The sequence below is a fragment of the Streptomyces sp. NPDC032198 genome (genome assembly GCF_040636975.1).
In the GTDB taxonomy this organism is placed as follows: Bacteria; Actinomycetota; Actinomycetes; order Streptomycetales; family Streptomycetaceae; genus Streptomyces.
In genome coordinates, this window is the sequence record NZ_JBEZVL010000004.1 from 419,491 (window position 1) to 442,002 (window position 22,512).

32 protein-coding genes and 1 riboswitch are annotated in these 22,512 nt (G+C 70.3%); of the genes, 14 read left to right on the top strand and 18 right to left on the bottom strand.

Annotated features, from left to right (window positions below):
• Window positions 1-84: 84 nt before the first annotated feature.
• Window positions 85-630, top strand: a complete 546-nt coding sequence (locus AB0E78_RS12920) for a type 1 glutamine amidotransferase domain-containing protein (RefSeq protein WP_361831350.1) — start codon at window positions 85-87, stop codon at window positions 628-630.
• Between the two features lie 71 nt (window positions 631-701).
• Here the strand turns inward: AB0E78_RS12920 and AB0E78_RS12925 are convergent, their stop codons facing one another.
• From AB0E78_RS12925 to AB0E78_RS12980, 12 genes are all read right to left on the bottom strand, one after another.
• The gene (locus AB0E78_RS12925; RefSeq protein WP_361831768.1) at window positions 702-1,001 is read right to left on the bottom strand and encodes a gas vesicle protein K; all 300 of its coding nucleotides are present in this window, start codon (window positions 999-1,001) and stop codon (window positions 702-704) included.
• Between the two features lie 26 nt (window positions 1,002-1,027).
• On the bottom strand, window positions 1,028-1,216 hold the full coding sequence (locus AB0E78_RS12930; protein WP_361831352.1) for a gas vesicle protein: 189 nt from the start codon (window positions 1,214-1,216) through the stop codon (window positions 1,028-1,030).
• Window positions 1,213-2,001, bottom strand: coding sequence for a GvpL/GvpF family gas vesicle protein (locus AB0E78_RS12935; protein ID WP_361831354.1), 789 nt, complete (start codon window positions 1,999-2,001; stop codon window positions 1,213-1,215). The genes AB0E78_RS12930 and AB0E78_RS12935 overlap by 4 nt, the downstream gene beginning before the upstream one ends.
• The gene (locus AB0E78_RS12940; protein WP_361831356.1) at window positions 1,998-2,405 is read right to left on the bottom strand and encodes a gas vesicle protein; all 408 of its coding nucleotides are present in this window, start codon (window positions 2,403-2,405) and stop codon (window positions 1,998-2,000) included. The genes AB0E78_RS12935 and AB0E78_RS12940 overlap by 4 nt, the downstream gene beginning before the upstream one ends.
• Window positions 2,402-3,532, bottom strand: a complete 1,131-nt coding sequence (locus AB0E78_RS12945) for an SRPBCC family protein (RefSeq protein ID WP_361831357.1) — start codon at window positions 3,530-3,532, stop codon at window positions 2,402-2,404. The genes AB0E78_RS12940 and AB0E78_RS12945 overlap by 4 nt, the downstream gene beginning before the upstream one ends.
• On the bottom strand, window positions 3,525-4,223 hold the full coding sequence (locus AB0E78_RS12950; RefSeq protein ID WP_361831359.1) for a DNA primase: 699 nt from the start codon (window positions 4,221-4,223) through the stop codon (window positions 3,525-3,527). The genes AB0E78_RS12945 and AB0E78_RS12950 overlap by 8 nt, the downstream gene beginning before the upstream one ends.
• Window positions 4,220-4,483 (bottom strand): gas vesicle protein GvpG, encoded by a 264-nt coding sequence (locus tag AB0E78_RS12955; protein ID WP_361831361.1) that lies wholly within the window; start codon window positions 4,481-4,483, stop codon window positions 4,220-4,222. Before AB0E78_RS12955 ends, AB0E78_RS12950 begins: the two co-directional genes overlap by 4 nt.
• 3 nt (window positions 4,484-4,486) lie before the next feature.
• Window positions 4,487-5,266, bottom strand: a complete 780-nt coding sequence (locus AB0E78_RS12960) for a GvpL/GvpF family gas vesicle protein (protein WP_361831363.1) — start codon at window positions 5,264-5,266, stop codon at window positions 4,487-4,489.
• Window positions 5,263-5,688, bottom strand: coding sequence for a gas vesicle structural protein GvpA (locus AB0E78_RS12965; RefSeq protein ID WP_361831365.1), 426 nt, complete (start codon window positions 5,686-5,688; stop codon window positions 5,263-5,265). The genes AB0E78_RS12960 and AB0E78_RS12965 overlap by 4 nt, the downstream gene beginning before the upstream one ends.
• Before the next feature lie 97 nt (window positions 5,689-5,785).
• A complete protein-coding gene (locus AB0E78_RS12970) occupies window positions 5,786-6,142 on the bottom strand; it encodes a gas vesicle protein (RefSeq protein ID WP_361831770.1) in 357 nt (118 codons plus the stop codon).
• A 66-nt stretch (window positions 6,143-6,208) separates the two neighbouring features.
• Window positions 6,209-6,646 carry a phage holin family protein gene (locus AB0E78_RS12975; protein WP_361831366.1) on the bottom strand — a complete coding sequence of 146 codons (438 nt, stop codon included), beginning with the start codon at window positions 6,644-6,646 and terminating at the stop codon, window positions 6,209-6,211.
• Window positions 6,647-6,675: 29 nt separating this feature from the next.
• Window positions 6,676-8,121, bottom strand: a complete 1,446-nt coding sequence (locus tag AB0E78_RS12980) for an amidase (protein ID WP_361831368.1) — start codon at window positions 8,119-8,121, stop codon at window positions 6,676-6,678.
• Window positions 8,122-8,364: 243 nt separating this feature from the next.
• Here AB0E78_RS12980 and AB0E78_RS12985 point away from each other — a divergent pair, with 243 nt between their 5' ends.
• The 4 genes from AB0E78_RS12985 to AB0E78_RS13000 all read left to right on the top strand — a co-directional run bounded on the left by AB0E78_RS12985 (window position 8,365) and on the right by AB0E78_RS13000 (window position 11,071).
• On the top strand, window positions 8,365-9,000 hold the full coding sequence (locus AB0E78_RS12985; RefSeq protein WP_361831370.1) for an ATP-dependent Clp protease proteolytic subunit: 636 nt from the start codon (window positions 8,365-8,367) through the stop codon (window positions 8,998-9,000).
• A 7-nt stretch (window positions 9,001-9,007) separates the two neighbouring features.
• Window positions 9,008-9,316 (top strand): hypothetical protein, encoded by a 309-nt coding sequence (locus tag AB0E78_RS12990; protein WP_361831372.1) that lies wholly within the window; start codon window positions 9,008-9,010, stop codon window positions 9,314-9,316.
• 379 nt (window positions 9,317-9,695) lie between these two features.
• Window positions 9,696-9,868: riboswitch (cyclic di-AMP (ydaO/yuaA leader) on the top strand.
• Window positions 9,869-9,871: 3 nt separating this feature from the next.
• Complete coding sequence (locus AB0E78_RS12995) at window positions 9,872-10,345, top strand: C40 family peptidase (RefSeq protein WP_361831374.1); 474 nt, start codon at window positions 9,872-9,874, stop codon at window positions 10,343-10,345.
• Between the two features lie 159 nt (window positions 10,346-10,504).
• The gene (locus AB0E78_RS13000) at window positions 10,505-11,071 is read left to right on the top strand and encodes a DUF6328 family protein (RefSeq protein ID WP_361831376.1); all 567 of its coding nucleotides are present in this window, start codon (window positions 10,505-10,507) and stop codon (window positions 11,069-11,071) included.
• Here the strand turns inward: AB0E78_RS13000 and AB0E78_RS13005 are convergent.
• On the bottom strand, window positions 11,049-11,678 hold the full coding sequence (locus AB0E78_RS13005) for a LysE family translocator (RefSeq protein ID WP_361831378.1): 630 nt from the start codon (window positions 11,676-11,678) through the stop codon (window positions 11,049-11,051). The two genes, AB0E78_RS13000 and AB0E78_RS13005, sit on opposite strands and share 23 nt — an antisense overlap.
• A gap of 130 nt (window positions 11,679-11,808) precedes the next feature.
• Between AB0E78_RS13005 and AB0E78_RS13010 the strand changes: the two genes are divergently transcribed.
• Window positions 11,809-12,720: a LysR family transcriptional regulator gene (locus tag AB0E78_RS13010; protein ID WP_361831380.1), complete on the top strand. Its 912-nt coding sequence runs from the start codon at window positions 11,809-11,811 to the stop codon at window positions 12,718-12,720.
• Here AB0E78_RS13010 and AB0E78_RS13015 read toward each other — a convergent pair.
• Entirely contained in the window at window positions 12,709-13,176 is a 468-nt protein-coding gene (locus tag AB0E78_RS13015; protein ID WP_361831382.1) for an ATP-binding protein, read from the bottom strand. The two genes, AB0E78_RS13010 and AB0E78_RS13015, sit on opposite strands and share 12 nt — an antisense overlap.
• Before the next feature lie 270 nt (window positions 13,177-13,446).
• On the opposite strand from AB0E78_RS13015, the gene AB0E78_RS13020 reads away from it, so the two are divergent.
• Both AB0E78_RS13020 and AB0E78_RS13025 read left to right on the top strand, forming a co-directional pair.
• Window positions 13,447-14,307, top strand: a complete 861-nt coding sequence (locus AB0E78_RS13020; RefSeq protein WP_361831384.1) for a helix-turn-helix transcriptional regulator — start codon at window positions 13,447-13,449, stop codon at window positions 14,305-14,307.
• 9 nt (window positions 14,308-14,316) lie between these two features.
• The gene (locus AB0E78_RS13025; RefSeq protein WP_361831386.1) at window positions 14,317-14,541 is read left to right on the top strand and encodes a DUF397 domain-containing protein; all 225 of its coding nucleotides are present in this window, start codon (window positions 14,317-14,319) and stop codon (window positions 14,539-14,541) included.
• On the opposite strand, the gene AB0E78_RS13030 is transcribed toward AB0E78_RS13025, so the two are convergent.
• Entirely contained in the window at window positions 14,542-15,684 is a 1,143-nt protein-coding gene (locus tag AB0E78_RS13030) for an 8-amino-7-oxononanoate synthase (RefSeq protein WP_361831388.1), read from the bottom strand.
• 163 nt (window positions 15,685-15,847) lie between these two features.
• Here AB0E78_RS13030 and bioB point away from each other — a divergent pair, with 163 nt between their 5' ends.
• The 4 genes from bioB (at window position 15,848) to AB0E78_RS13050 (ending at window position 20,003) form a co-directional block, all read left to right on the top strand.
• Window positions 15,848-17,044 carry a biotin synthase BioB gene (gene bioB / locus AB0E78_RS13035; protein ID WP_361831390.1) on the top strand — a complete coding sequence of 399 codons (1,197 nt, stop codon included), beginning with the start codon at window positions 15,848-15,850 and terminating at the stop codon, window positions 17,042-17,044.
• The gene (locus AB0E78_RS13040; RefSeq protein ID WP_361831392.1) at window positions 17,037-18,326 is read left to right on the top strand and encodes an adenosylmethionine--8-amino-7-oxononanoate transaminase; all 1,290 of its coding nucleotides are present in this window, start codon (window positions 17,037-17,039) and stop codon (window positions 18,324-18,326) included. The genes bioB and AB0E78_RS13040 overlap by 8 nt, the downstream gene beginning before the upstream one ends.
• 1 nt (window position 18,327) lies before the next feature.
• On the top strand, window positions 18,328-19,056 hold the full coding sequence (gene bioD, locus AB0E78_RS13045) for a dethiobiotin synthase (protein WP_361831394.1): 729 nt from the start codon (window positions 18,328-18,330) through the stop codon (window positions 19,054-19,056).
• Window positions 19,057-19,331: 275 nt separating this feature from the next.
• Window positions 19,332-20,003 carry a class I SAM-dependent methyltransferase gene (locus tag AB0E78_RS13050; protein ID WP_361831396.1) on the top strand — a complete coding sequence of 224 codons (672 nt, stop codon included), beginning with the start codon at window positions 19,332-19,334 and terminating at the stop codon, window positions 20,001-20,003.
• 66 nt (window positions 20,004-20,069) lie between these two features.
• Here AB0E78_RS13050 and AB0E78_RS13055 read toward each other — a convergent pair whose 3' ends face one another.
• Window positions 20,070-20,432, bottom strand: a complete 363-nt coding sequence (locus tag AB0E78_RS13055; protein WP_361831398.1) for a VOC family protein — start codon at window positions 20,430-20,432, stop codon at window positions 20,070-20,072.
• Window positions 20,433-20,482: 50 nt separating this feature from the next.
• On the opposite strand from AB0E78_RS13055, the gene AB0E78_RS13060 reads away from it, so the two are divergent.
• On the top strand, window positions 20,483-20,833 hold the full coding sequence (locus AB0E78_RS13060) for a VOC family protein (protein WP_361831400.1): 351 nt from the start codon (window positions 20,483-20,485) through the stop codon (window positions 20,831-20,833).
• Between the two features lie 24 nt (window positions 20,834-20,857).
• On the opposite strand, the gene AB0E78_RS13065 is transcribed toward AB0E78_RS13060, so the two are convergent.
• Both AB0E78_RS13065 and AB0E78_RS13070 read right to left on the bottom strand, forming a co-directional pair.
• Window positions 20,858-21,229, bottom strand: coding sequence for a fic family toxin-antitoxin system, toxin component (locus AB0E78_RS13065; RefSeq protein WP_361831402.1), 372 nt, complete (start codon window positions 21,227-21,229; stop codon window positions 20,858-20,860).
• Between the two features lie 4 nt (window positions 21,230-21,233).
• Window positions 21,234-21,461 (bottom strand): antitoxin, encoded by a 228-nt coding sequence (locus AB0E78_RS13070; protein ID WP_361831404.1) that lies wholly within the window; start codon window positions 21,459-21,461, stop codon window positions 21,234-21,236.
• Between the two features lie 196 nt (window positions 21,462-21,657).
• Between AB0E78_RS13070 and AB0E78_RS13075 the strand changes: the two genes are divergently transcribed.
• The gene (locus AB0E78_RS13075) at window positions 21,658-22,503 is read left to right on the top strand and encodes an ABC transporter ATP-binding protein (protein ID WP_361831406.1); all 846 of its coding nucleotides are present in this window, start codon (window positions 21,658-21,660) and stop codon (window positions 22,501-22,503) included.
• The last annotated feature ends 9 nt before the right edge of the window (window positions 22,504-22,512 follow it).

Genomic DNA, 22,512 nt, shown 5'->3' on the forward strand with positions numbered 1-22,512 from the left:
GGTAGACCCGCACACACCCGCAGACCCATACACAAGAAGGAGTCCGGGCTTTGCGTCCGGGCCCCACAAGGAGAGAGAGCAGTCATGCGTGTCGCATTCCTGATGGCGCCCGAGGGCGTGGAGCAGATCGAACTCACCGACCCCTGGAAGGCGGTGACCGACGCGGGCGGCGAGCCCGTCCTGGTGTCGACGGAAGCAGGCCACGTACAGGCCTTCGACCACCTCGACAAGGCCGACACGTTCCCCGTGGACGAGGTCGTCGGCGACGTGTCGGCCGATTCCTTCGACGGCCTCGTCCTGCCGGGCGGCGTGGCCAACCCGGACGCGCTGCGCCTGGACGAGGGGGCCGTCTCCTTCGTACGCGGCTTCTTCGACAGCGGCCGGCCGGTGGCCGCCATCTGCCATGCCCCGTGGGTCCTCGTCGAGGCGGACGTCGTCTCGGGCCGTGGCCTCACCTCGTTCCCCAGCCTCCGTACGGACATCCGCAACGCGGGCGGCACCTGGGTCGACGAGCAGGTGAAGGTCTGCCACGACGGCCCCAACGCGCTGATCACCAGCCGCAAGCCGGACGACCTGAAGGCGTTCTGCGAGGCGTTCCTGACGGAGTTCGCGAAGCCGACCGCTTCCTGACCCGAAACTTCCCGACCCGACAAGAGAAGGGACCGGCTACTGGCTCCACCGGCTCGGGGCAGCCGGTGGAGCTAGTCCCTCGGAAGCAGCGGCCCCAGCGGCCCGAGGTCCAGATTCAGGTCCTCGGGCCGCAGGCCGTAGCGTTCACGCAACTCGGCCATGCGGTCGTCGAGCAGCATCAGCGTGAGGCCGATGCGCTCCTCCTGGTCCTCGTCCAGCTCCCCGGTGTCGAACCGGCGCACCGCCTGCCGCTCCATCAGCTGGCGCAGCAGCTCCACGACGGTCAGGACGAGCTTGATCAGGTCGCGTTCCACCGTGTCCGGTTCGAGTTCCAGCCGGTTCTTCCCCGTCGTCCGGGAGTGCTTCCGCAGCTGCTCCCGGTCCCGCTCCTCTTCGCTCACAGCAACTCCTCGAAGGGTGAGGGGACTTGCTCGTTCACCGAGCTGATGAGTGCGTTCAGGTCGATGCGCACGAGATCGACGTCCGCGATCCGCAGGGTGAGGTCGCCGGTGATGACGACCCCGCCCGCGAGCAACCGGTCGAGCAGGTCGACGAGGGCGACCTCCCGGCGTTCGAAGACGGTCACGGTCCCCCCTCCCCCGCCGTGGCGTCCCCTTTGGCATCAAGGCCCGCGAAGGAGTACGCGGCCCACGGACCCGTGATCTCCACACGCATGCCGGACTCCTCGCTCTTCACGCCTTCCACCAGCTCGACGAAGGCCTCCGAGTCCGAACGCGGCACCAGGTAGGCCGCGTTGAGCACATTGCGGCCCGTTTCCTTGGAGAGCGCGGAGTTCTGAGGTGCGTGCAGCCGGGCGTCCTCCGCGTGCTCGCAGAGCGTGTCGTGCAGCCGGCGCGCGAACTTCTCGGCGCTCTCCCACATCTCTTCGTGCGCCCGATTGCGCTGCCGGCGCTGGCGCAGGTAGTCCCGGCCCGACGCGGCCTTCTCCGGCTCGGCCGCCGGACGGGCGGCCTCCGCGTCGGCATGGATCTTCACGCCCCATTCCACGCGGCCGTCGAGCCGGTCGAGCGTGCGCCTGAAGGAGTCCTCCCGCGCCTCCATCATCGCGCGTACTCCCGCGTCGTCCCGGAACACGGTGGCGAGCCGCAGCGGCAACGGCGTGGTGACCACCGTCAGCGCGTCGATCACGGACTGGTGAGCGCGAGCGGTCGCGCTCAGCCAGTCCAGGTCCTCCAGATGGCGCCGGAGCGGCTCCTCGGCGAAGTCCCGCTCCGGCACGGTGCCGACCACCGCGATCAGACCGTGGTGCGACAGCTGACCGGGGGGCGCGCCGTCCACCCCGGTCACCTGCGCCTGGAGCGGCGCGTCGAAGGGACGGCAGATCGCGTAGACGTACCGCAGTCCGCTCATGTGCTTTCCTCCGTCTTGCTCTGCCGGGGCTTGCTCCGCTCGGTCTTGCTCCGCTCGGTCTTGCCCCGCTCCACCGTGTCGCGCTCCGTCCTGCCCTGGTCCAGCTGCTCCAGTTCGGCGACATGGGCACGCAACTCGGCGTTCTCACGGGTGAGTTCGTCGCGACGCGCACGGGTGGACAACGCGGGGTCGTCCTCCCACCAGTCGATCCCCATCTCCTTCGCCTTGTCGACGGAGGCGACGATGAGCCGCAGCTTGATGGTCAGCAGTTCGATGTCGAGCAGGTTGATCCGGATGTCCCCGGCGATCACGATGCCCTTGTCGAGCACGCGCTCCAGGATGTCGGCGAGGTTCGCACCACCGCCCTGCCCATACGGTTCGGGCATCCGGCTGGGCATCGTCATCGACGACTCCCACTCACTGCGGCCTCTTCTTCGTACCGCGGGTCATCTTCGTCCTCTGCTTCTCCCTCTTCCTCGTCTTCGTACTTCGCCTCGTCCTCGCCCTCGTCGCCCTCGTCTTCCTCGTCCTCGTAGGACTCCTCGGGCTGCTCTTCGTCCTCGTAGGACTCCTCGGGCTGGTCCTCGTCGTGCTCGTACTCGTCCTCGGCTACGTCGTCCGACTCGCCCTCGGTGTGCTCCTGATCCTGCTCTTGCTCCTGCTCTTCTTCCGCGACCGCGTCCTCATGGCTGTGGACGACCTCACCGTCGCGGATCTCGCCGCGCCAGCCGTCCTCCGCCTCACCCTTGATGGTGATGAAGCGCGCGTAGTTCTTCAGGTCGAGCCGGGCCCGGCGGCCCTGGGCGCGCCAGATGTTGCCGGTCTTCTCGAAGAGACCCTTCGGGTAGTACTCCAGGACCAGCAGGACGCGCGTGAGGTTCTCGGCCAGCGAGTGGAAGGAGACGACGCCCTTCGTCGTGCCCTTCGCACCCTCCGAGGTCCACGCGATCCGGTCGTCGGCGACCTGTTCCGTGGTGTGGGCCTTCCAGCTCCGGTTGGACCAGAAGATCTTGGCCTGCCAGTCGGAGGTGGTGTCATCCGCGCGGTTCGCGCTCTTGACGCCCTTGGCGAAGGTGCTGAAGTCCTGGTACTGGGTCCACTGGTCGTACGCCGTGCGCAGCGGCACGCCGACGTCGATGAACTCCATGATGACCGTCGGCTTCTTGCCGGCCCCGCTCTTGCGGCGGCCCTTGCCACCGGTCATGTTCTTGAAGGCGCCGACCACACTGTCCTTGGCCCGGCCCGCGCCGATCTCCACGGCGGACCGCAGCGGCCCCTTGCCCTCGGCCATCTTGCGGCCGCCGTCGAGGGCGAGCTTGGCGAAGCCCGGGCTGTTGCCCTCGGCGATGTCGTTGAGCTTGCCCGTCGTCTCGCCGAGCTTGTGGCCCACTCCGACCAGCAGTCGCTGGGCCTGCGCGCCGAGATACTCCTGGACCTCTGCCTTGAGCCGGTCGGCGGCCTCGCTCTGTGCGATGCCGGCGAGCGGATTCTCCTTCGCCTTGCCCGTGGCGGATTTCAGGGTGTCACTCATCACGACCGCCCTCCTTCGGCAACCGGGCCCCGGTGGCACGGCGCGCGGAGGTCTTCGCCGCGGCCCGTGCCGGAGCCTTCTTCGCCGTCTTCTTCGCGGGGCTCTGCCGTGCCGCCGTCTTCTTGGCGGTGCTCTTCTTCGCCGCCGCCTTCTTGGGTGCGGACTTCCGCTGGGGTGCACGCTTCCTCGGCCGCGGCTCCTCATCGGATTCCGCCTCCGGGGACTCCTCGCGGTCCCGGTCGTCCCGGTCGTCGCGATCGTCCCGCGCTTCCCGGTCCTCGCGCTCGTCCTCTTCCTCGTCCTCGTACTCGTCGTACGCGTCGTCCGGCTCTTCTGTCTCTTCCTTGCCGCCGCGGCCCGGGACGTCCGGCGTCACGCCCGCGAGCTGGTCGCGGACATCCGCCGTCCGGCCGTGCAGCCGGTCCGCGAGGCCCGATATCTGCCGTTCGACCAGCGCTCCGGAAGCGGCCTTGCCGACTCCGCGCAGGTCCTGGCGCAGCTGGTCGCCGATCTCCTTGAACTGCGGGTTGTTCTGCAGCTGTTGAGAGAGCAGGTCGCCCAGGGCACGCGGGCTCAGGTTCATCCGTTTACCGGCCACCATCGTGCCGACGGCGAACGCCAGCTTCATCTTCTTCGTACGTCCGAGGACGTATCCGGCCCCTACGGCGAGGCCAAGTCCCAGTCGATTCATTGTGTGGTCCCGTTGTCGGTTCCCGCGCCGGGGCGCAGGCCTATTTCCAGGCGGTCGAGCAACTCGTCCTCCCGGCGGTCGAATTCCTCCTCCCCGATCTCACCCGCCTCGAGCTGCTGCTCGAGAAGGGCGAGTTCGGACCGGACGGTGGCCGGGTCGTAGTAGAGGCGCTCGGCCTCGGCCAGTACCTGGTTCACCGCCCAGAGGCCGCCGCGCACCGGGGCGAGCGGCAGCATCAGTACTTCGCCGATGAGCCCCATGGCTTACTCCCGGCCCGCCTGCGAACTCGCGGACTCCGGCGTGGCTCCGGCGGGGTCGGAGGGCCCGGGCTCGACGAAGCTGTAGGGCGGAAGCGGGCCGTTGACGCGCAGTTCGATGTGCGGGTGGGCCTTGCGGGCCTCCTCGACGGCAGCGAGGAAGACCTCGGCCGTCTTGCGCTCCACCAGGAACGACAGGTTGGCCAGCCATCCGGTGGACTCGGGGCCCACACTGACGGAGTGTGCCGCAGGCTCCAGGATGCGGTGGAGCTCCACGGCGTCCTCGGCCTCACGGGCCTGGAGCGCGGCCACCACCATCTCGCCGAGCTGCAGCTTCTGCTCGTAACTGCCGCCGCCGGCCTGCCGGTTGGCCTCGGCGAGCGCCTGCACCTCGGGGTTGTCGGCCATCACGCGGTGCAGTGCGGCCTGCTCCTCGTGGCTGGCCTTGACGTTGTACTCGACCTTGCCGGCCAGCGTCGCGAGCCGCTCGTGGTAGTGCTCGGCACGCTCCGCGAGGACGCTCGCGACGGCTGCGTCATCCGGGGCGACGTTGCCGAACCGCATGGGAAGGACCGGACCCGCGGCGCCCGCCTCGTTGAGGATGTTCTGGTGGGCCAGCAGGTCGTTGCGCTTGGGGCGCAGCCCCTCGGGCGCGTCACTGACGATCGCCGCCAGGTCGCCTTCCTTGAGGATGCGCACGGAGCGTGCGGGCTTGCCCACGCCGTCCATGCCTTCGGGGAGCGAAGGGTGCGAAGCGGCGGTGATGCCGTATACGTACGTGCTCATTCCTGCTCCTCCTTCCTGCGCGCCGACGTGCTCTTGCGGGCGCGCGGACGGGACTCGGACTGGCCCTCTTCACGGGACTGCTTGAACGCGTCGGAAATCGTCTCGGCGGCGCCGGACAGGGCGCCCTTGGACTTGCCGCGCGCACCGGATTCGGTGATCTCGCCCATGAGGTCGGGGAGCCCGGGGTTCTTGTGCGGGCCCGCCTCCAGGTCGAGGCGGTTGCACGCCTCGGCGAAGCGCAGATAGGTGTCGACACTGGCGACGACCACACGCACATCGATCTTCAGGATCTCGATGCCGACGAGCGAGACACGCACGAAGGCGTCGATGACGAGGCCACGGTCGAGAACGAGCTCCAGGACGTCGTACAGGCCACTGGTGCCGCCCGATCCGCCGGACTGCTGTGCAGGGACTACGGTCATGCCGATCGACCCTCCTTAGTCTGGGAAGTCTGTGGAAAGCTGCGGAATACCACGGGATTCCCGCGGAAGTGCTCTGACAGGCGCTCGGCTTTCTTCCTTACTTCTTGCCGTCGGCGCGCCCGCGTTCATAGCGGCGGATGCGCTTATAGCCCAGGAGCTCGCCCTGCGGGTCGCACTCCACCTGGTAGCTCGCCAGGAGACTCATGGTGTCCGGAACCCGGGTGAGCTCCAGGACCTCGATCTCCAACGTCCAGCCATCCTCGGTCTGTTCGAAGGACGACACGGACTCGGCGGCCATTCCGGTGAGCTCGGCGAGCTGGGTGCGCGCCGTGCGCAGCACCTCCATGGGGCCCGGCCGACGCTTCGGCCTGCTGCTTTCCGCACGTTCGGTTGTATTCGTCGAGTTCTGTGAACTCGTTTTCTTCTTTTCTGGATCTGGCGATGTATTCAATATGGCCACCTCGGTCTTTCGAGTGGCCCGTAATCCGTTGGCCAAACATCTTGGTCCGGGTGTCGCATGTCACCGGCTCCGTCGGGGCGACGCCTCGGGGTCGACGCCGCCCGGACGCATGGCGTCCACGGTCGGCGGCGCCGCCGGCCGCTCGGGTACCGGCGGGGCCACGGGCGGCGTCACGGGAGGCGTCACGGACTGCGGGGTCCGGGACGGCCCGTCCAACGAGGGACGTGCCGCGCCGCGCAGCAGGAATGCCACCACGCCGAGTACCACCGCGGTGATCAGCGCGGCCGCCCAGTCGGGCAGCGCCAGGGCGAGCGCGAGGCCGAGGGCGAGCGCCAGCGCGGCGCCCGCGTAGAGGCCGACGGCCCCCGCACCGGCGTACAGCGCGGCCGTGCGGCGCTGCTTGCGCGTCTGCTCCCTCAGTTCGTCCCGTACGGCCTCGCGGGCCGCGTGTGTCAGTTCATCGACGAGGCTCTTGTCCAGATGCTCCAAACGATTCATGGCGCCCGGGTACCCGGGCGTCCGGACGCTTAACGCGGCACGCCGGGCCCACGCTCGCCGTGCCGGGTGGCTTGTTCGAAGGCGTGACCGATCTGCAGGACCCTCAGGTCGCCGCGGTGCGGCCCGACGATCTGCAGCCCGACCGGCAGTCCGCCCGGGGTGAATCCGGCGGGCACGGACAGCGCGGGGCTGCCGGTCGCGGACACCAGGTACGCCGAGCGCATCCAGTCCAGATAGTCCGCCATCGGCACCCCGTCGACGTCGCCCGGGTACTCCAACTCCACAGGGAAGGGCGGCACTTGGCTTGTCGGCAGGACCAGCGCGTCGTACCGCTCGAAGAACTCCCTCATCCGGTGGAAGAGTTCACCGTGGAGCACGGTGGCCCGCTCCAGGTCGATGCCGGTGAGCGTGCTCCCTTGTCGTACGTTCCGGACCAGGCTGGGTTTCATCCGGTCCGCCGAGCTCTCCAGGAGCGCGCCGAGCGCAAGGTGGAACTGCCAGGCGCGGAAGGTCCTGAACACCTCGTCGGCGCCGGACAGATCGGGGCACGCCTCCTCGACCGCGCACCCCAGCGCGGAGAAGACCGTGACGGCCGGCGCGAGCACGTCGCGGACCTCGCGGTCGACCGGCGCCGCTCCTCCCAGATCGGGTGACCAGGCGATCCGCAGCCCCCGCAGATCCCGTTCCAGCGGGCCGCCGAACGCGCTGCCCGGCGTTTCCAGGGCGATCGGTGAACGGGGGTCGGGGCCTGCGACGACGGACAGCAGCAGGGCCGCGTCGGCGACGTTGCGCGCCATCGGCCCCTGTACGGCCATCGTCGACCAGGGCGCGGTGTCCGGCCAGCTCGGCACCCGGCCCGGCGAGGGGCGCAGGCCCACCACGTTGCAGAACGAGGCGGGGTTGCGCAGCGAGCCGCCCATGTCACTGCCGTCGGCCACGGGGTGCATGCCGCACGCGAGCGCGGCCGCCGCTCCCCCGCTGCTGCCGCCCGCAGATCTGCTCAGGTCGTACGGGTTGCGGGTCGCCCCGAAGACCGGGTTGACGGTGTGCGAACCGGCCGCGAACTCGGGCACGTTGGTCTTGCCGATGGTGATCGCTCCTGCGGCGCGGATGCGCTCGACGATCAGCTCGTCCCGGTCCGGGACGTTGTCGGCGAGGAGCGGCGTCCCGTAGGTGGTCCGGATGCCGCGGGTGTCGTGGGTGTCCTTGTGGGCGACGGGCAGCCCGTGCAGCGGGCCGAGCGGCGCGCCGTGCGCCGTGGCCTCGTCGGCGGTGCGCGCCTCGTCGAGCGCGCGCTCCGCCACGCAGGTCACCACCGCGTTCACCGGGCCGTTGACCTGCTCGATCCGGTCCAGGTGCGCCTGGACGACCTCGCGCGCGGACAGCTTACGGGTGCGGATCTTGGCGGCGAGTTCGCGGGCGGTGAGGTGGACGAGCCCGGAGGCTTCGCGGACTTGATGTGCTTCGGGGCTCATACGACGCCTTCGGCTCGGGGCGGCTGAGATCGCGACGAGGCGGAGTATGCCCGCGTCGCCGCGCCGGCCATCCCGCCCCGCACGCCGGGGCCTTCGCTTTCAGCGAGGGGCTGAAACGCGGCGCACGTGTTGACTCCGGCCGATCACCCGAACATGCTCCCCATCACACCGTTACGTACGTCCTGTACTTTTTTTACAGGAAGCTTTGGGGAGCAGCCGACCCCGGCAGAGGAGAGACGTGCCATGAACCGACCGTTCGCCCGCTATGTCCTGCCCGAGTTCAGCGAGCGCACCAGCTCAGGGCAGCGGACCCTCGATCCGTACTCGAAGCTGCTGGAGGAGCGCATCGTCTTCCTGGGGACGCCGATCGACAACACGTCGGCCAACGACGTGATGGCGCAGTTCATGCACCTCGAATACCTGGCGCCCGACCGCGACATCTCGCTCTACATCAACTCCCCCGGCGGCTCGTTCAGCGCGATGACCGCGATCTACGACACGATCCGGTTCGTCAGCTGCGACGTGGAGACGACCTGCCTGGGGCAGGCCGCCTCATCGGCCGCCGTCCTGCTGGCCGCGGGCACCCCCGGCAAGCGGTTCGCGCTGCCCGGCGCCCGGGTGCTGATCCACCAGCCGTCGCTCGCCGAGCCCATCCACGGCCAGACCTCCGACCTGGCGATCCAGGCCGACGAACTCCTGCGCACGCGCGCGCAACTGGAGAGGCTGCTCGTCCAGCACACGGGCCAGAGCGCGGAACGGATCGCGGCCGACATCGAGCGGGACAAGATCCTCAGCGCGGCCGAGGCAGTTGACTACGGCCTGGTGGACCGGATCATCGCGAGCCGCAAGTCGTCCCCGCGCACCCCGGACGCGGGGTGAACCACCGGTGCTGCCGCCCGAACTTCCCCCGCTGCCCGCACTCACCCGCGCCGAGGGCGAGTTGATCGACCGGTACCTCGAAGTGGTCGACCTGGTGGGCCGGATCAACCCCGCCCGCGCCTCGGACACGTACGGCGGACTGCGCGCCGCCCAGGCCCTGGTCGGCAGGGCGACCGCCCTCCTGGACGCGCTGACACTCATGCACCAGCGGGGCGAGAGCGCCGTGCACGCGCCGACGCTGGCCAGGGCGCTGCGGGTGCTTGACGGGGAGCGGCGGGCCGGGCGGGTCACCGTGCCGCCGCCGACGACATCCTGAAGACCCGTCACTCCACCCTCCTGAGCCCCCGTCACCCCGTCGTCCGAAGTCCGAGCTGTCCCGGGCCGATCTCAAACGAACCAAACGGGCTACCTCGTTCGGCGTAGACGATCGTCGTTCTTGAAGCCCTCTTAGGTTGCGTCAGATGTGTACGCGAGGGGCGGAATTCCTCGTTCCGGTGCTGGTCGAACGATCGTCCGGTGCCTTGACCCGATCCCGTATCCGACCTTGTCCACCCGAACGGTTCAGCCGTGAGGAGCCTCACAAAACGCCGTTTCGGCTCGGAATTCTTGCCCTTGACGGGTCAAGATCCCTTCCGACGACAAGCCCCCGCCACAGCGGCGGGGCGGTCCGGGCGGACGCCGAGTCCTGCCGCCACCCGGATGACCGGTCGACATCGGTGCATCGGCAGGAGTGGAGGACCCAGGCATGACGGGTCGGTCCGGAGAGTCCGGACCACGGCCCTTGGGGTGAAGCCGCACAGCGCGGCCGGGCAACTTTGTCAGCCCGAATCCGACAGGTCATCCTTCACAGGCGGTTGACGAAGGGTTGCGCATGACTGCGCTGAATCATGTTCCGTCGCTGCTGACCAGGGCCGGTTCCGTATCGGCTCTCACGCTCGCCGTCGTGGGCGGCACCCTCGTGGGCCCAGGGCTCACGTCGGAAGCACAGGCCGCGACGCACGGAACGAAGGCGCTCAAGATCGCCGCCTCCAAGAAGGGCGCTCCGTACCGCTACGGAGCGACGGGGCCACGGCGGTTCGACTGCTCGGGTCTGACCCTCTACTCGTTCAAGCGCGCGGGCAAGAAGCTCCCCCGCACCGCGGCACAGCAGTACAACAAGACCCGCCACATCTCCGCGTCCCACCGCGTCCGCGGCGACCTGGTCTTCTTCCACTCCGGCCGGAACGTCTACCACGTCGGCATCTACGCCGGTAAGGGCCGGATCTGGCACGCCCCCAAGTCGAACACCGTGGTGCGGCTCGAGAAGATCTGGACCAAGAGCGTCTGGTACGGCAGGGTGCGCTGATCGTCCGTCATCGGCCGTCGGCTGTGGGACGGCGGTGGCGGGGGCTCACCAACCCCCGCCACCGCCACCGCGCGGACTGCCCCCGCGTGGCTCCCGCCCGGCCCGCTGACCGGCGCGCCCGCCGGGCGTACAGGGCGTCGGCGCGGATACTCGTGCGCCATGGCCGAAAACAACAGCTCCTCCACGGCAGGCGATGCGCCCCGCAACGAGACGCGCTTCGAACGCGCCGACCGCAATTTCGCGGAGATCCTCCAGGAACTGCGGGTCACGCAGGCCGGGGTGCAGATCCTCTTCGCGTTCCTGCTGACGCTCGCCTTCACCGAGCGCTTCGCCTCGCTCGACACCGTGCAGCGCGCCACCTACGTGACCACGCTGCTGCTCGCCGTCCTCGCCGCGGCGCTGTTCACGGCTCCGGCCGCCGTGCACCGGTCGCTCTTCGGGCAGCACTCCAAGCCGCGGATCGTGCGGGTCTCGTCCCGCCTGGCCGTCATCGGCATGGGGGTCCTGGTGTTCGCGCTCGCCGGTTCCGTGCTCCTGGTGGTGGACGTGGCGGTGGGCAGGACCGGCGGGATCATCGCGAGCGCGGGCACGCTCCTGGTGTGCGCGGGCCTGTGGGGCGTGCTCCCCCTGCTGCTGCGCCGCGCGGGCAAGGACGAGGGCACAGGAGGCACCGAGGGCACAGGACCGGACACGTCGGACGACGTCAGGCCAGCAGGGCCTCGGTGAGGAGGACCGCGCCCAGCACACTGAGCGCGACCCCCGTGCCGCCCTCGATCGCACGGGCCGTACGCGGCTTGCGCAGCCAGCGGCCGAGCCGGTCGACCAGGAGCGCGACGACCGGGAACCACACCAGGGCGAGGGCCACGATGATGGACGCGAGCAGCAGTGTCCTGGGCATCGCGGGGCTGCCCGCGGGCACGAACTGCGGCAGCACGCTGAGGAACGTGATGGGCGCCTTGGGGTTGAGGGCGTTGGTGAAGAAGCCCTGCCGCAGGCTGCCCCCGGCCGCTGCCGGCTCCGTGCCGTCCGTCGTTTCGAAGCTCCGCAGGGGCCGCGCCGCCGACCGCAGCGCGCGATACCCGAGGTAGAGCACATAGGCCCCGCCCGCGGCCTGCAGCGCACGGAAGAGCGTGGGGACCGCCGCGAGGACCGCCGCGACCCCGGCCACCGCGAGCGCCGTGTGCACCAGGAGCCCGCCCGCCACACCGATCGCGCACGTCACTCCGGCGCGGCGGGATGCGAGGGCGTTGCGCACGACGACGGCGAAGTCGGCGCCCGGCATGGCGACCATGCCCGCGGCGACTCCGGTGAAGGCGACCAGTTGTGCGTCCATGGCGCCCAGCCTGCCGTTCTTCTGCCTTCAGCAGGTATGTGGAATATCCTGGGTCTGCCTTAAGCAGTCGTTTAGCCCCACGGCCGACGGACAGCCGCACCGCCCGTCGGCTCCTGCACCGGGAGAGGCCATGTACGACCCGACGCGGCTCGCCGCACTGGTGGCGGTCTCCGAGGCCGGGTCGATCACCCGCGCCGCCGAGCGCCTCGGCTACACCGTGCCCGCCCTCTCCCAGCAGCTGGCCAAGCTCGAACGGGAGGCGGGCACCGCGCTCCTGGTCCGGCATCACCGCGGGGCACGGCTGACCGGCGCGGGTGAGCTGCTGCTCGCGCGGGCGCGCCGGGTCCTGGACGAGATGGAGCAGGCCCGGCACGAACTGGCCCTGCTCGCGGGCCTCTCCGGCGGCAGGCTGCGCGTGGGGACCTTCACCACCGCCGGGATCCAGCTGGTGCCGCCCGCGCTGACCGCGTTCCGCCGCGCCCATCCGGACGTCGATCTGACCGTACGGGCCTATGAACCGCCGCTCGGCATCGCGGCCGTGGCCGCCGGTGAGGTCGACCTCGCCCTGACGCACACGTACGAACCGGCGGATCCGGTGCCGCTGCCCGCGTCCGTGACCGCCGAGCCGATCCTGGTCGAGGAGCTGGTCCTGGTGACCTCGCCCGGTCACGCCCTCGCGAGCTCGTCGTCGCGGCTGCCCCTGACCGAACTCGCCGGGCAGCCGCTGATCAGCATGGCGCCTGAGCATCCGTCCCGGCAGGGTGTGGAGTCCACGCTCGTCCGGGCCGGCGCGACGCCCTCGGTGCTGGTCGAGACTCCTGGCTACGCCCTGGTGTGCGCACTGGTCAGCGCCGGGCTCGGCGTCGCCGTCGTACCGGAGATGGTGGCGCGGACGGCGGCCACCCCGGTGGGGATGAGGCCGCTTGAGCCGGGGAGTCTGCGCCGCACGATCTCGGTGGTCCACCGCACCGACGAGTCGCATCCGGCGGCGGACACCTTCCGGGCGCTGCTCCGGGGGGCGTTCGGACGTTCAGCGGGGTGAGGGGGAGACCGAGGGGGCGGCCGCCTCGTCGCGGACCGGGGCCGTCCACGGCAGTGCGATCCAGACGGTCTTGCCGCCCTCGGGGGTGGGTGTGACCGACAGTCTGCCGCCGCACTCCATGGTCAGCCAGCGGATGATCACCAGGCCGCGTCCGTTGTCCTGCTGGACGGCGGCGGGCAGCCGCTTGGGGTAGCGGGGATGGCTGTCGGTGACGCCGATGCGCAGTTGTTCGTCCCGGTCGAGCTCGATGTCCACCCGGAAGGTGGGCGATTGGCCGCGGGTGTGCTGGACGGCGTTCGTGGCGAGTTCGGAGACGATGAGCCGGACCGTGTCGGCCGCTTCGGTTTCCCCCGGCAATCCCCATTCGGCCAGGACGCTCGAGACGTATTTCCGGGCCGCGGAGACCGAGGCAGGATCGCTCGGCAGGGTGACGGTTGCTTCCTGAAGGTCTGCCATGGCGACGTTGTCCCTTTCCCACCGGGGCTCGGCTCCGACTCGTAGCGGAAGGCCCGAGGACAGTCCCGGAATGGTGCTTCGCGCCAGCCTGCCACTCTTGGACCCCTCACAGGTGGCCATCCACCAAGATGTGCATATATCTGTCGCTCGAAGCGGTGAACTCTGCTACGGAAGACCGTATTTGGGCGCGACGTCGGCACTTCCTCTACTGTCGCCCCTGAGCGGCCCGGGGGAGGCCGAAAAGAAACGCTCCGTCGGGAGGAGACGGACATGCGGTACGGTCCCGCGGTGCGCCGCCGGAAACTCGGCGCCGAACTGCGCGCGCTGCGCGCGCACGCCGGGCTCACCAGTGGCCAGGCGGCGGGCCGGGTCGGCTGGCACCAGTCGAAGGTCAGCCGGATCGAGACGGGACGTAGCAGCGTCAAGGCGGCCGACGTACGTCTGCTGCTCGATGCGTACGAGGTGTGCGATTCCCGGCTCCGCCAGTTGCTGGTGGCGCTGGCGGGCTCGGACGACGACGGCGGTCGCCGCCAGTGGTGGCACGCCTATCGCGAGCTGCTGCCGCCCGCCTACCGCGACTTCATCAGCCTGGAGTCGCAGGCCTGCCGGATGCGCAGCCTGGAGACCACTGTCGTACCCGGCCTGCTGCAGACGCCGGACTACGCGCGTGCGGTGACGCGGGCCGCGCTCGACGGACTGCCGGACGAGCAGGTGGACGCGCTGGTGGAGGTGCGTCTGGCCCGCCAGGATGTGCTGCGCGCGGCTCCACCGCTGCTACTGAGCGTGATCCTGGATGAGGCGGTGCTGCACAGGCCGGTGGGCGGCCGTCAGGTGCTCGACGGTCAGTTGAAACGGTTATTGGAAGCCGGACAGTTGCCTCATGTACGACTTCAGGTGTTGCCGTTCGCCGCCGGAGAGCACGTAGGGCTCATCGGTTCTTTCGTTATTTTCTCATTTCCGAACATTGCTGATCTGGATGTGGTTGTTCTCGACCACTTGACGAGTAGCCTCTACCTCGAACGGAAAGAAGACCTCCAGGCATACACGGAGGCCTTCAACTCCCTTCAAGGAAAGGCGCTTTCACCCGAGGAATCAACGGATCACATCGCCGGGATACGTGACGGCGCGTAAGGGGGCACCATGACGGCACTGCCTCGGCACGTACCTTCCAGCACTTCCCTGCACGGCGCACGGTGGTACCGCAGCAGTCGCAGCAACGGCATGAACAACTGTGTGGAGACAGCCTCGCTCGCTTCAGGGCCGAAGCAGGGGCTGCTCGCCGTGCGCGACTCGAAGAACACGGCAGGGCCCGCCCTGCTCTTCTCCCCCACGACATGGGAGGCCTTCGTCCACGGCCTCCGGTGACTACCGGGGTGCGGTGCGGCTGATCACTCGTACGGCATCGGCGATCTGTGTGCCGGTGAGATCCGCACGGGCGGTCAGCCGCAGCCGCGAGATGCCGTCGGGCACCGACGGCGGACGGAAGCAGCCGACAGCCAGGCCCGCGCCCCTGCAGTCGGCGGCCCATCGCACGGCCGCTTCCGGTGAGGGCGCGCGCACGGAGACGACGGCGGCGTCGGGACGTACCGCCGACAGTCCTTCCGCCGTGAGGCGTTCATGCAGCTCGGCCGCGACCTCGCGGGCCCGTGCGGCGCGCTCCGGCTCCCCGCGAAGGAGCCGCAGGGCCGCCAGCGCCGCGCCAACGGCGGCGGGAGCGAGCCCGGTGTCGAAGATGAAGGTCCGGGCCGCGTTGACCAGATGGTCGATGACCTTGGCGGGCCCGAGGACCGCACCGCCCTGGCTGCCGAAGGACTTCGACAGGGTGACCGTGGCCACCGTGTGCGCGGTGCCCGCGAGTCCGGCCGCCTGCGGGGCGCCCCGGCCGCCGTCGCCGAGCACGCCGAGCCCATGGGCGTCGTCGACGACCAGACCGGCGCCGAACTCCGCACAAACGGAACTGAGTTCGGTCAGTGAGGCGGCGTCTCCGTCGACCGAGAAGACGGTGTCGGACACGACGATCGCTGGACCCGCGTGCGCGTCCAGCGTCTTGCGCACCGCTTCGGTGTCGGCGTGCGGCACCACCTGCGTCGTGCCGCGCGCCAGGCGGCAGCCGTCGATCAGCGAGGCGTGGTTGCCCGCGTCCGAGATGATCAGCGAACCGTGCGGGGCGAGGGCGGTGACGGCGGCGAGGTTCGCGGCGTATCCGGAGGAAAGGACCAGGGCGGACTCGAAGCCGCAGAACTCGGCGAGCTCGCGCTCCAGTTCCGCGTGCAGTTCGGTGGAGCCCGTCACCAGACGGGAACCGGTCGCTCCGCCTCCCCAGCGCCGGGCGGCGGCCGCGGCTCCCTCGGTGATCTCGGGGTGCCTGGCCAGGCCCAGGTAGTCGTTGCTCGCCAGGTCGAGGAGGCCGCCGGCGTCGGCGGGGCGGGGGCGCAGGGTGCGGACGAGTCCGGCCCGCGCGCGCAGGTTCGCCTGCTCGTCGATCCAGTCGAACGGCGAGCTCGCCATGAGGGTTCCTCCGGGTCGTAAGGACTGGCCTGTTTGTAGACAGTGCACAGACCCTAGCCGTCCGGCCACCGGGCCAGGATGTGGCAATACCCACACCTCTCAGCGTTTCTGTTGTGCGAACTCTCCTTGGAAAGCGATGCTCTCGTACGTAAGGATCAGCGCCATGGATCTGCTGAACACGCTGGTGGACAAGGGGCTTCGGCGCGAGCTGCCGACCCGTGAAGAGGCGCTGGCCGTGCTGGCCACCTCCGACGACGAGCTTCTCGACGTGGTGGCCGCCGCCGGGAAGGTACGGCGGCAGTGGTTCGGGCGCCGGGTGAAACTCAACTATCTGGTCAATCTGAAGTCGGGCCTCTGCCCGGAGGACTGCTCGTACTGTTCGCAGCGTCTGGGCTCGACGGCCGGCATCCTCAAGTACACCTGGCTGAAGCCCGACGAGGCCTCACAGGCCGCGGCCGCCGGGGTGGCGGGCGGCGCCAAGCGCGTCTGCCTGGTCGCCAGCGGGCGCGGTCCGACCGACCGCGACGTCGACCGGGTCTCGCAGACCATCGAGGCGATCAAGGAGCAGAACGAGGACGTCGAGATCTGCGCGTGCCTCGGGCTGCTCTCCGCGGGCCAGGCGGACAAACTGCGCACGGCGGGCGCGGACGCGTACAACCACAACCTCAATACGTCCGAGGGGACGTACGGCGAGATCACCACGACCCACACCTACGCCGACCGCGTGGACACCGTGCAGCAGGCGCAGGCCGCGGGTCTCTCCGCCTGTTCGGGCCTGATCGCGGGCATGGGCGAGAAGGATGACGACCTGGTGGACGTCGTCTTCGCGCTGCGCGACCTCGACCCCGACTCGGTGCCGGTCAACTTCCTGATCCCCTTCGAGGGCACGCCGCTGGCCAAGGAGTGGAACCTCACCCCGCAGCGCTGCCTGCGCATCCTCGCGATGGTCCGCTTCGTCTGCCCCGACGTGGAGGTCCGCATCGCGGGCGGCCGCGAGGTGCACCTGCGCACGATGCAGCCCCTGGCGCTGCACCTCGCCAACTCGATCTTCCTGGGCGACTATCTGACCAGTGAGGGCCAGGCCGGCAAGACCGACCTGGAGATGATCGCGGACGCCGGTTTCGAGGTCGAGGGCACGGACACGGTGACGCTGCCGGAGCACCGCGCGGACGCCATCGCGGCTGCCGGGTGCGGGTCGCACGGCGAGGGCGGGGGCGGCTGCGGTCCGTGCGGTTCCGCGGAGCCCGAGCCGGTCGGAGCGGCCGTCTCAGAGGAGACGCCCGAGCCGTCCGATGCGCGCACGGACCTGGTGGCGGTACGCCGCCGGGGCGCGGGAACGGACCTGGCGCCCAATGCCTGACCTCTCCGTGCCCGAACTGCTCGACCTGGACCGACGCCACGTATGGCATCCGTACGGCCCCATGCCCGGCCGCCAGGAGCCCTTGGTCGTCGAGGCGGCGAGCGGTGTGCGGCTCCGGCTCGCGGGCGGTGGCGGCGAGTTGGTCGACGGCATGTCGTCCTGGTGGTCGGCGATCCACGGCTACAACCACCCCGTGCTCAACGACGCGGTGCGCGGCCAGCTCGACCGGATGAGCCATGTCATGTTCGGCGGGCTCACCCATGAGCCCGCCGTGCGCCTGGCGAAGCGCCTTGTCGACATATCGCCGGACGGCCTCGAGCATGTCTTCCTCGCGGACTCCGGTTCGGTGTCGGTCGAGGTCGCGGTCAAGATGTGCCTGCAGCACTGGCGCTCGCTCGGCCGCCCGGACAAGCGCCGGATGCTGACCTGGCGCGGTGGCTACCACGGGGACACCTGGCAGCCCATGTCGGTGTGCGACCCCAAGGGCGGCATGCACGAGCTGTGGCAGGGGGCGCTGCCCCAGCAGGTGTTCGCGGACGCGCCGCCCGCGGGCTTCGAGGCGTACGACGACGCCTACGCCGACCATCTGCGCGAGGTGATCGGACGCCACGCCCACGAGCTGGCCGGTGTGATCGTGGAGCCGGTGGTGCAGGGGGCCGGCGGCATGCGGTTCCACTCCCCCGCCTATCTGCGGGTGCTGCGGGAGGCCTGCGACGAGCACGACGTACTGCTCGTGTTCGACGAGATCGCCACCGGGTTCGGTCGCACGGGGGCACTGTTCGGCGCGGACCACGCGGGTGTCACGCCCGATGTGATGTGCCTGGGCAAGGCGCTGACCGGCGGCTATCTGACGCTGGCGGCGACGCTGTGCACGTCGCGGGTCGCGGACGGCATCTCTCAGGGCGAGGTGCCGGTGCTTGCCCACGGCCCGACGTTCATGGGCAATCCGCTGGCCACCGCGGTGGCCTCCGCCTCGATCGAGCTGTTGCTCGGACAGGACTGGCAGACGGAGGTGAAGCGGATCGAGACGGGTCTGCGCGACACGCTGGCCGAGGCGGCCGGTCTGCCGGGCGTCCGGGACGTACGGGTGCTCGGCGCGATCGGTGTCGTACAGCTGGACCACGACGTGGACATGGAGGCGGCCACCCGTGCCGCGACGCGCGAGGGGGTGTGGGTGCGGCCGTTCCGCGATCTCATCTACACGATGCCGCCGTTCATCACGAGCGACGACGACGTGGCACGGATCGGGCGCGCGGTGTGCGCTGCGGCGAAGGAGGGCTGAGATGACGGTCATCGTGGTGTCCGGGACGGGCACCGAGATCGGCAAGACGGTGACGACGGCCGCCGTGGCCGCGCTGGCGCTGGCCGCCGGGCGCAGTGTCGCCATGCTCAAGCCCGCGCAGACCGGGGTGGCCCCCGGGGAGCCGGGCGACGCGGAGGAGGTGACGCGGCTCGCGGGCGACGAGATCACGACTCTCGAACTCGCCCGCTTTCCGGAGCCGTTGGCGCCGAACACCGCCGCTCGGCGGGCGGGCATGGCGCAGGTCCGGCCCCACGAAGTGGCCGAGGCGGCGGCGAAGTTGGCCGTCGACCACGATCTGGTCCTGGTCGAGGGCGCGGGCGGGCTGCTCGTCCAGTACGACGACGAGGGCGCCACCCTCGCCGACGCGGCGCGGCTCCTTTCGGCCCCGGTCCTGGTGGTGGCGTCCGCGGGGCTCGGCACGCTGAACACGACGACCCTCACCACGGAAGCGCTGCGGGCCCGCGGCCTGGCCCCGCTGGGCGTGACGGTGGGCAGCTGGCCCGCCTCACCCGACCTGGCATCCCGCTGCAACCTTGCGGACCTGCCCCACTCCGCGGGCACCCCGCTCCTCGGCGCGGTACCGGAGGGCGCGGGGTCCCTCCCCCGCGCCGACTTCCGCACCGGCGCGGTTACGTGGCTGGGACCGGAGCTGGGCGGCACGTGGGACGCCACGGCGTTCACTGCTCAGGAGACACCACCCGCTCCCTGAACCGCCGGCGGCGCCGCCGCGCCCCGCGTTCCGGCGCCGCCACGGTCCCCACCCGACACCCCCGCTGCCGTACACGCCTGTACGACACGAGAACACGAGAAACACCAACGACACCGCCACGCCCCGACACCCTGCGGCCCTCCAGGCCCCGCACCCATGCGCCGCGGGAAGCACCAGCCGGGGCGCCCCGGCGTGGGCGACTCGGTCCTCTCCGCGTGGGGGAAACCGGGTGTGCCGGGGCACCATTGCGGTATCCGTCGCGCCGAGGAGGGCCCATGTCACCTCGTTTCGCCAAGGCCGTGTCCCGGGACGCGGTGCACCATCCCGTTTTCGCCCGGTTCTACGCACGGCAGAGCGTGGCCGCCGAGCGCGTCATCGCCACGTACCGCAAGGAGCTGCTCGCCGGGCTCTCCGGTCGGGTGATCGAGGTCGGTGCGGGGAACGGTCTGAACTTCGCGCACTATCCGGCGGCCGTCTCCGAGGTCGTGGCCATCGAACCGGAGCGCATCCTGCGCCAGTTGGCCGCGGACGCGGCGGTGCGGGCCGACGTACCGGTCGACGTCGTGCCCGGCGCCGCCGAGGCCCTGCCCGTCAAGAGCGAGGCCTTCGACGGCGCCGTGGCCTCGCTGGTGCTGTGCAGCGTGCGCGACGTGCCCCGCGCCCTCGGCGAGCTGCGGCGCGTCCTGCGGCCGGGCGGCGAGCTGCGGTTCTTCGAGCACGGCGTGGCCGAGGGCGCGGCGATGGCGGCCACGCAACGCGCCCTGGACCGCACGGTCTGGCCCCTGCTCTTCGGCGGCTGCCACGTCGCGCGGGACCCGCTGGGTGCTCTGCGCGCCGCGGGCTTCGAGATCGGCCCGTACCGGAAGCTGCTGGTGCCCCCGAAGGGCCCGCGGCTGCCCTCCTCCTCCTGCGTACTGGGCACCGCCAGACGGCCGGAGGCCGACTGACCCGGCCCGACGCGAGCCGACGCGGGGCGAACCGAGCCGAACCGAACCGCGCCGACGAGCCTGGCGTCAGATCACCTGCGTGAGGTTGACCGCGTTGCCGTCCGGGTCCTTGATGTGCGCGACGCGCTGCCCCCACGGCATGTCGTTGGCGGGGCCGAGTGCCTCACCGCCGAGGGAATCCACCCGCTCGAGGAGGTCGTCCACGGCCTGCACCGCCACGCTCAGGAGAATGCGCTGGGGCGAGTCGAGGGGCACGCTGGTGTCCGAGACGACGCCGAGCTCCGAGTCGCCGATGCGCAGGTCCACGAAGAACGCGGGCCCCTCCTCCGGAGTCCTCGACACCTCCACGGCCCCGAGCAGTTCCTGGTAGAAGCGCAGCAGACGGTCGAGATCCGGGGTGATGATCATCGGCTGGATGGCGGCAGGCATGGGCGTCCTCCTGAAGTGCGGCTCTCTCCCGCCGAACCTATCCTCGCCGCATGATCAATGGCGCACACCTCATCATCTACAGCAACGACGCCGAGGCCGACCGGGCCTTCTTCCGCGACGTACTGGAGTACCCCCACGTGGACGCGGGCGGCGGCTGGCTGATCTTCAAGCTGCCGCCCGCGGAGGCCGCCGTCCATCCCACGCCTGGTCCGGAGTCGCACGAGCTCTATCTGATGTGCGACGACGTGGAGGGCACGGTCGGGCAACTGGCGTCCAGGGGCGTGGAGTTCACCGCGCCGGTCACCGACGCCGGCTGGGGCCTGCTCACCCGCTTCAAGCTGCCGGGCGGCGGCGAGGTCGGTCTGTACGAGCCACGCCACCCGCGGGCCACCGATCTGTAAGAGCGCCCCGGGGCGGGCCCGCGGCTACAGGCTCCACTTCCGCAGCTCGTCCGCGATGGCCCGCACGCTCGCCCCGTCCTCCTTCACCAGGCGCGCCAGCTCACGCACCTGCTCGGGCGAGGTGACGACCTTCATTCCGCTGGCGACCAGATAGGCGTAGGCGACGGACGAGGCGAAGAGGGCGTTCGAGCGTTCCAGCGCCGGGATGTGCAGGAGGACCTGGAGCAGGGCCGCGGCGCGGTCGTGCGGGCTCTCGTAGACGGGCACGCCGAAGATCTCCGCCTCGTGCCGGCTGACGGCGGCCACGAGGGCGCCCCAGTCGGTGACCTGCGGGTCTCCGGGCGTCTTGTGTTCGGCGATCATCAACAGCCAGGCAAGATCGATTCTGAGGTTCAAGGGCTCAGCGACGACCCTCGCGCTCAGCACCGAACTCTTCGGCGAAGACGGATTCGTACTGCTTCATGAAGTCGGCGGCGGCCTCGACGAACGTGTGGCCGATCTCGCCTGCGTCTTGTTTGACCAGTTCCTCGATGTAGCGGTTCACGCTCATGCCGCGGGCGAACGCGCGCTCACGGGCGGCCCGGGCGGTGTCCTCGTCCACCCGCACGTTCAACTGGGTCTTCGCCATTCCCTCAAGCTAGCGCCGAGGCGCTAGCACCGACAAGAGGGCACGGGAGGGCGCGGAGGCGCACACGAGGCACCGGTCCAGTGCCCCTTACATACGTCTCCGGTTCACGACCTTGGAGGGATACCGGCAGCCGCCCCGACCCTCTACTCTCGGCAGGATTACGGGAGTTGGAGCGGCCACGACCCAGGAGGCGGCCTTGTCCACACCTGCTTCGACAGCGGCCTCGGGCCTTGCGGAACCCGCCGGGGTCGCCGCACGGGCACGCGGTCTGACCAAGGCGTACGGATCCGGCGAGACCGCCGTGCTCGCCCTCGACTCGGTCGACGTGGACATCGCACGCGGCCGTTTCACCGCGGTCATGGGCCCGTCCGGCTCGGGGAAGTCCACGCTCATGCATCTGCTCGCCGGGCTCGACACGGTCTCCGCCGGTCAGGTGTGGCTCGGCGACACCGAGATCACCGGGCTCAGGGAACGGGAGCTGACGCAGCTGCGGCGGGACCGCATCGGATTCATGTTCCAGTCCTTCAACCTCATCCCCACCCTGAACGCCCTCGAGAACATCACGCTGCCGATGGACATCGCGGGCCAGCGCCCCGACCGCGAGTGGCTCGACCACGTCATCGAGACGCTCGGCCTGCGCGACCGCCTCAAGCACCGGCCCGCCCAGCTCTCCGGCGGCCAGCAGCAGCGCGTGGCGTGCGCGCGTGCGCTCGCCTCGCGCCCCGAACTGATCTTCGCGGACGAACCCACCGGCAACCTCGACTCGCGCGCGGGCCTCGAAGTGCTCGGCTTCCTGCGCGAGGCCGTCGACAAACTGGAGCAGACCGTCGTGATGGTGACCCACGATCCCGGCGCCGCCGCCCATGCCGACCTGGTGCTCTTCCTGGCGGACGGCCGCATCGTCGACGAGATGCCGCGCCCGTCGGCGGAGTCGGTCCTGGAACGTCTCAAGCAGTTCGACGTGATCCATGCGGCGCCGCAGGAGAGCCGTCCCGAAGCCGACGGCGGTCAGCACACCGACAGCTCGCCGGACCGGGACTGAGGCGGCCCG